Source organism: Paraburkholderia sp., assembly GCF_026225065.1.
GTDB lineage: Bacteria > Pseudomonadota > Gammaproteobacteria > Burkholderiales > Burkholderiaceae > Paraburkholderia.
The window spans coordinates 1-6,484 of record NZ_JAMFSB010000331.1; the positions used below are offsets into that span (position 1 = coordinate 1).

Annotated in this window: 7 protein-coding genes and 1 pseudogene; 2 read left to right on the top strand and 6 right to left on the bottom strand. The window is 62.8% G+C overall.

Translation table 11 applies throughout. The features are described from left to right. From M0954_RS23345 to M0954_RS23360, 4 genes are all read right to left on the bottom strand, one after another. A partial coding sequence (locus M0954_RS23345) for an L-threonylcarbamoyladenylate synthase (RefSeq protein ID WP_297355769.1) occupies window positions 1–528 on the bottom strand: 528 nt, incomplete at its 3' end. Between the two features lie 148 nt (window positions 529–676). Continuing rightward, on the bottom strand, window positions 677–1,507 hold the full coding sequence (locus tag M0954_RS23350; RefSeq protein ID WP_297355771.1) for a 3',5'-nucleoside bisphosphate phosphatase: 831 nt from the start codon (window positions 1,505–1,507) through the stop codon (window positions 677–679). Window positions 1,508–1,613: 106 nt separating this feature from the next. Continuing rightward, window positions 1,614–2,498: an alpha/beta hydrolase gene (locus M0954_RS23355; RefSeq protein ID WP_297355773.1), complete on the bottom strand. Its 885-nt coding sequence runs from the start codon at window positions 2,496–2,498 to the stop codon at window positions 1,614–1,616. An 85-nt stretch (window positions 2,499–2,583) separates the two neighbouring features. Next, window positions 2,584–3,441, bottom strand: coding sequence for a ferritin-like domain-containing protein (locus M0954_RS23360; protein WP_297355775.1), 858 nt, complete (start codon window positions 3,439–3,441; stop codon window positions 2,584–2,586). A 350-nt stretch (window positions 3,442–3,791) separates the two neighbouring features. Between M0954_RS23360 and M0954_RS23365 the strand changes: the two genes are divergently transcribed. Both M0954_RS23365 and hslO read left to right on the top strand, forming a co-directional pair. After that, the gene (locus M0954_RS23365) at window positions 3,792–4,316 is read left to right on the top strand and encodes a gamma carbonic anhydrase family protein (protein ID WP_122151474.1); all 525 of its coding nucleotides are present in this window, start codon (window positions 3,792–3,794) and stop codon (window positions 4,314–4,316) included. Between the two features lie 70 nt (window positions 4,317–4,386). Continuing rightward, window positions 4,387–5,337, top strand: a complete 951-nt coding sequence (gene hslO, locus M0954_RS23370) for an Hsp33 family molecular chaperone HslO (protein ID WP_122151475.1) — start codon at window positions 4,387–4,389, stop codon at window positions 5,335–5,337. Between the two features lie 42 nt (window positions 5,338–5,379). Here the strand turns inward: hslO and ftsB are convergent, their stop codons facing one another. Continuing rightward, window positions 5,380–5,826, bottom strand: a complete 447-nt coding sequence (gene ftsB, locus M0954_RS23375) for a cell division protein FtsB (protein WP_122151476.1) — start codon at window positions 5,824–5,826, stop codon at window positions 5,380–5,382. Window positions 5,827–5,950: 124 nt separating this feature from the next. Next, window positions 5,951–6,484, bottom strand: a pseudogene (gene eno, locus M0954_RS23380) (phosphopyruvate hydratase); the annotation flags it as partial.

The window sequence follows — 6,484 nt, forward strand, 5'->3', positions numbered from 1 at the left end:
CGGGCCACCGTCGATCACGAGATCAACCTGTTTTTCGAGGCGCTCGCGGATTTCTTCGGCGTCGTTAAGCGGCTGGGTTTCGCCCGGCATGATCAGCGTCGTGCCGAGCAGCGGCTGGCCGAGTTCCTCGAGAATCGCCAGCGTGATCGCATGATCCGGGACGCGCAGGCCGATGGTCTTGCGCGACGGATGCGACAGGCGCCGCGGAACCTCTTTGGTGGCTTCGAGCACGAACACGTACGGCCCCGGTGTCACTGACTTGATCAAGCGGTACTGACGGTTGTCGACCATCGCGAAGTTCGCAAGCTCGGACAGATCACGCACCAGCAAGGACAGCAATTGACGCTCGTCGAGACCGCGAATCCGGCGCAGACGCTCGACCGCGTTCTTGTCGTCGAGATGGCAGGCGAGCGCATAGCTCGAATCGGTCGGCAGGGCGACCACGCCACCGTCGTTGATGATCTGCGCGGCCTGCTTGATCAGGCGCGGCTGCGGATTATCGGGATGGAGCCGAAAGAATTGGGACATGATTATGAGCGGGAGAAAGCGAAGCAGAAGCGGACCGGCCGTGAGGCCTGTTGCAACAACTGCAGTAACTTCGATGGACATCGCAAACATCGCCGACACCGCTCCTGCGCCGGGCTTGCTGCCGCGGCACAGCGCACCCGGCGTACCGTCACAACCAGCGTTCCCACACGGGCGTCAGATCGGACGGCAACGGCGGAAGGCTGCCCAACTCGACCCGGCCCTCGCCTGCCGCATGAAAGTCGGAGCCGCGCGAGGCCTCGAAACCGAAGCGGCGCGCCACGTCCGCATACTCGCGATACTGGTCCGGCGTATGGCTACCGGTCACGACTTCGATCGCCTTGCCGCCAAGATCGATGAACTCGCCGAACAACGCGTCGAATTCTAACTGGGTGTATTCATAGCGCCCCGGATGCGCAATCACCGCTTCGCCGCCGGCCACCTGGATCCAGCGGACCGCATCAGCCAGTTTCGACCAGCGATGGGCGATGTAGGCCGGCTTGCCGTCGCCCAGATAGCGGGTGAACACGTCCTGGGTCGAGGCGGCGTAGCCACTCTCCACCATAAAGCGCGCAAAGTGAGTGCGCGAAATCATGTCGGGGTTGGACACGTACTTCAGCGCCCCTTCATAGGCGTCCGGCACGCCAAGGGTGGCAAGCAGCTCGCCGATCGCTTCGGCACGCGCCGCGCGGCCGTCACGGGTGCGCGCGAGGCCCTCTATCAGCGCCTGGCAGGTCGGATCGACGTTCAGACCGACGATGTGGACCGTGCGCGATGCCCACGTGACCGAAATTTCCACCCCACTCAGGTAGCGCATGCCGAGTTCCTCGGCCGTCTGGCGCGCTTCGGCCTGACCGCCCAGCTCGTCGTGGTCGGTCAGCGCCCACAACGTGACGCCGTTAGCCTGCGCGCGACGCGCGACGCCGGCGGGCGCAAGCTGGCCATCGGAAACGGTGGAGTGACAGTGGAGATCGGCGTTCATCGGTGTCTTAAAAAGGTTCTGCACTCATTTTACTGCAACGCAGTAACCCGAGCAGACGATTCGACGACGCCCAGGACATTGCGGAAAGTCCTGTCTGTCGAAAATCTTATGCGCAGAACGCTTCGATCAATGCTGCAATCTGCTCCGGCTGATCGTGATGGACCATATGACCCGCGTCCTCGATGATTTTCTCGCGCCAGTCGGGAAACGCGCTGAAACGCGCCTTGAATTCATCGAGCGACACCTCGCCGGCAATCTGCGCGAGGGTCGGTGAGCCCGCTGCCTCGACGTGCAGCACCTTCGCGCGCACATTGGCCCAGACCGCCATGATTTCGTCGAGACGGTAGAGCAGCGGGCTGCGCAACTTATGCGCGGGGTCGGCGAGCAGCATGTAGCGGCCCTCGCCGTCGGGCTTCGACCAGTGCTCGGCGAGAAAGCGTGCGCGTTGCGGCGCGAGACGCGGGTTGGTCTTCGTCAGGCGCGCGGCGACTTCGTCGAGCGAGGCGTAGCGCTTTAGCTGCGGCGGCTCGCGTAGTTCGTCGAGCCAACCGCGCAAACGCTTTGGCGACTGGCTGGGTTTCGCGGCGGCAAGGCCGAAGCCTTCCAGGTCCACTACCCGGCGAACCCGCTCCGGACGCGCGCCGGCATACAGGCAGACCACGTTCGCGCCCATGCTGTGCCCCACCAGATTCACCTCGCCTGTTGGCGCATAGTGGTCGAGCAGCGCGTCAAGGTCCGACACGTACTCCTGAAACCAGTAGCTGCCGCCGCCCCGCTCGGCCGTCGGCCAATCCGACAGGCCGAAACCGCGCGCATCGGGCGCGATCACCTGCCAGTCGCCGCCCAGCGCATCCACCACAAACTGGAACGATGCCGCCACGTCCATCCAGCCGTGCAGCATGAACAGCGTCGGGGCGTCCGGATTGCCCCAGCGCCTCGCATGCAGACGCACGCCGCGCACGGTGATGAAGTCGGACTCTGGAATATTCATGAGCGCATCGGGCCTAAAAAAGAATGATCGTTCGATTATAACGAGATAGGCGGCTAGCGGAAGATGCGGCGCATCGAGAGCCGGCTCAATCTGCGGCCGGCGGAGTCGCCTCGAGGCCGGCCAGTGCGGCCAGTTCGGCTTCGTCGAAACCGGCGTCGCGCCGGGCCTCGAAATTGAACGGGCCACGTAATTTCGGCGCGTGATACTGGTCGGCGAGTTGCGTGTAGGTGCTGTGCGGGTCGAGACCGCCCTCGTCGCACAGGTGGCGAAACCAGCGGTTGCCGATCAGCACGTGGCCAATCTCGTCGCGCAGGATGACGTCGAGAATTGCCGCCGAGGTGTGGTCACCCGCCTGCTGGAGCCTCGCGCGGATTGGCGGCGAGGCGTCGAGGCCACGCGCTTCCAGCGTGCGCGGCACCAGCGCCATGCGCGCCAATACGTCGCCGCGCGTGCGTTCGCACATATCCCACAGGCCATCGTGGGCGGCAAAATCGCCGTAAGCGTGACCTAACTCGGCAAGCCGTGCGACCAGTAGCGAGAAGTGATGGGCCTCTTCTGCGGCCACCTTGAGCCAGTCGGTGTAGAACGCGGGAGGCATGCCACTAAAGCGCCAGACCGCGTCGAGGGCCAGGTTGATCGCGTTGAACTCGATATGAGCGAGCGCGTGCAACAGCACGGCGCGTCCTTCAGGGGACTGCATGCTGCGGCGACCCAGTTTGCGCGGCTCCACCAACTCCGGGCGGCCCGGCCGCCCTGGCAAACCGGACGGTTCGTCGATCAGCAGGGACGGCGAGCAAACTGCAGCGTTGGCCAGCACGCCAGCGTACAGGGCTTGCGTTGCGGCGCCCTTCGCCCGCGGATCGGACTGGCGCAATGCTTCGAGTGCGTCGGCGCGGGCGCAGCGCAGCGGGTCGGACACAACGGCGGGAACGGCGGAATTCATCGTGGCGGTCGTGGCGGGACAGGAAAGCGGCTGGGAAAGGATCAAAGCCGGGACGGAGAATATTCGGTTTGTGCTTTGGATACTACGTTCATCGAGCAACGCGAAACTGGCGACACACTGGCCGCAATGCATGCGTGGAGCCTGTCGCCCACGGCGGAACGCACGCCGTAAAGCTAGCGGCCCCGCCGAGCGGCCTCTTCACACAACCGTTTACAATACGCCATTCGACCATACAGCGCGCGCCGTTCGCGCCGCCTTCTGCACTACCCCTACGCCCGCCGACGGCGGTGCGACGACCGATCAACCGCAACCATCTTGCATGGTTGCAGAAGCATGGGACCGGAGACATTGTGGCAATTTACAAGCTTGGCGACGCAGCCCCGACTATCCACGAAAGCGTGTTCGTCGCGGATACCGCGACCATCATCGGCAAAGTCGCGCTCGAAGAAAATTCGAGCGTCTGGTTTGGCGCGGCAATTCGCGGTGACAACGAACTGATCTCGGTGGGCCCGGGCAGCAACATCCAGGAAAACGCCGTTCTGCACACCGATCCGGGCTATCCGCTGACCATCGAAGCCAACGTGACGATCGGCCATCAAGCCATGCTGCACGGCTGCACCATCAAGGAAGGCGCACTCGTCGGAATTCAGGCGGTGGTCTTGAATGGAGCGGTAATTGGCCGCAACTGTCTGGTCGGAGCAGGCGCCGTCGTCACCGAGGGCAAGGTATTTCCTGACAATTCGCTGATTCTGGGCGCGCCGGCCAAGGTCGTGCGCGAACTGACGGAGGCCGACATCGCCGGCCTGCGCCGTAACGCGGCCAATTACGCCGAGCGGCGAGCCTATTTCAAGGCGCAACTCGTGCGTATCGGCTAACCAAACCGCTCGCGCACAGTGCGCACGTGCAGCATCGCATCAAGCTGCGCCAATCGACCGAGGAAAAGTTGTGAACGACCAGTTGCAAAAATTCATGTTCAGCGCGGCGCCCGTGCGCGGCGAAATCGTTTCGCTGCGCAATACGTGGCAAGAAGTGCTGACCCGCCGCGACTACCCGGCGCCGGTGCGCACCATACTCGGCGAAATGATGGCCGCCTGCGCGCTGTTGTCGGCGAACCTGAAGTTCGACGGCACGCTCATCATGCAGATTTTCGGCGACGGTCCGGTCAAGATGCTGGTGGTGCAGTGCAGCTCGGATCTCTCGATGCGCGCCACCGCCAAGTTTTCCGGTGAAGCGGACACCACTATCGGCGACGACACGACGCTGATCGAGCTCGTCAACGCCAGCGGCCACGGCCGCTGTGTGATTACGCTCGACCCTCGCGTCAAGCAACCGGGCCAGCAGCCCTACCAGGGGATCGTGCCGCTGTCGGGTCTCGACGGCCCGCTCAAGTCAATGGCCGAAGTGCTCGAGCATTACATGCACCACTCCGAGCAACTCGATACACGCCTTTGGCTTGCGGCCAACACCGAGCGCGCGGTCGGCATGCTGTTGCAGAAGCTGCCCGGCGACGGTGGCATCGTCCCGCACCCCGGCGATCTCGACGTGGATACGTGGGAACGCGTCTGTACGCTCGGTGGCACGCTGTCGCAGGAGGAACTGCTCAAGGAAGAGCCGGAGACCGTATTCCGCCGCCTATTCTGGCAGGAAAATGTCCAGCATTTCGAACCCGCGCCGGCGCGTTTCGAATGTAGCTGCTCGCGCGAGAAAGTTGGCGCGATGCTGAAAATGCTGGGCCGCGAAGAAGTGGATAGCGTGATCGAAGAACGCGGTCATGTCGAGATTCACTGCGAGTTCTGCAATCAGCGTTACGAGTTCGATCCGGTCGATGTGGCGCAACTGTTTGTTGCCAACGAGCTGTCGCAAGGCGTCTCTCCCGCTGCGGATCAGCGGCATTAATCGCACACGCCTGCTCGTACACGCGGCAGGCTATAAACCGGCTTATTGCGCCGGTTTTTTCTCTTTCGAACCCTTGTCCTTCGCGTCCTTTCCAGCGTGCTTGCGATCCGGCTTCGCGCGCGATTCCGGATTCGGCACTACGCGCACCGGTGCCGCGGACACCTCGCCGCGAGTCGACGTAGTGACCGATGCGTTATTCGGCGTAGGCAACGGCGCGTTAGGCGCGACAAACTGCACGAACACTTCGCCGTCCTTCACCATACCCATCTCGTAACGCGCTCGCTCTTCCACCGCGGCCGTACCGCTTTGCAGATCCTGCACTTCACCCGCAATGCGTTCGTTGCGCAGCTTCTCGTCCGCGTTCTTCTGCATCTGCTGCGCCAGTTCGCCTTGCAGTTCATGCACGCGCAACCAGCCCCCATGCCCCCACCACAGTGGGTACTGGATCAGGGCCAGCAGTACGATCAGGACAGCAGTGACAAGCCGCATGAAGTAAGCACAATAAATACACGCCGCCCTGCGCTATACGCAGGGCGGCGTGCTGAATCAGAAACGAAGGGGAACCGGCTCAACGGTCAAAACCTGCATTCAACCTCACGATCAAGGCTAGCGATCAACGCAGATTGTAAAACGCCGACTTGCCCGGGTAGCTGGCGATGTCGCCGAGATCCTCTTCAATACGCAGCAACTGGTTGTACTTCGAGATACGGTCGCTGCGCGAGAGCGAACCCGTCTTGATCTGGCCGGCGTTCAGGCCAACGGCGATATCGGCAATCGTCGAATCTTCCGTTTCGCCCGAGCGATGCGAGATCACTGCGGTGTAGCCGGCGCGCTTGGCCATTTCGATCGCGGCGAAGGTTTCCGTCAGCGTACCGATCTGGTTGATCTTGATCAGGATCGAGTTGGCGATGCCCTTCTCAATGCCTTCCTTCAGGATGCGTGTGTTGGTGACGAACAGGTCGTCGCCCACCAGCTGGATCTTCTTGCCGAGCTTATCGGTCAGGATCTTCCAGCCGGCCCAGTCACTTTCGTGCATGCCGTCTTCGATCGAGACGATCGGGAACTTGTCGGCCAGATTCGCCAGGTAGTCCGCGAATTCCGTCGACGACAGTTGCAGGCCTTCGCCCGCCAACTGGTACTTGCCGTC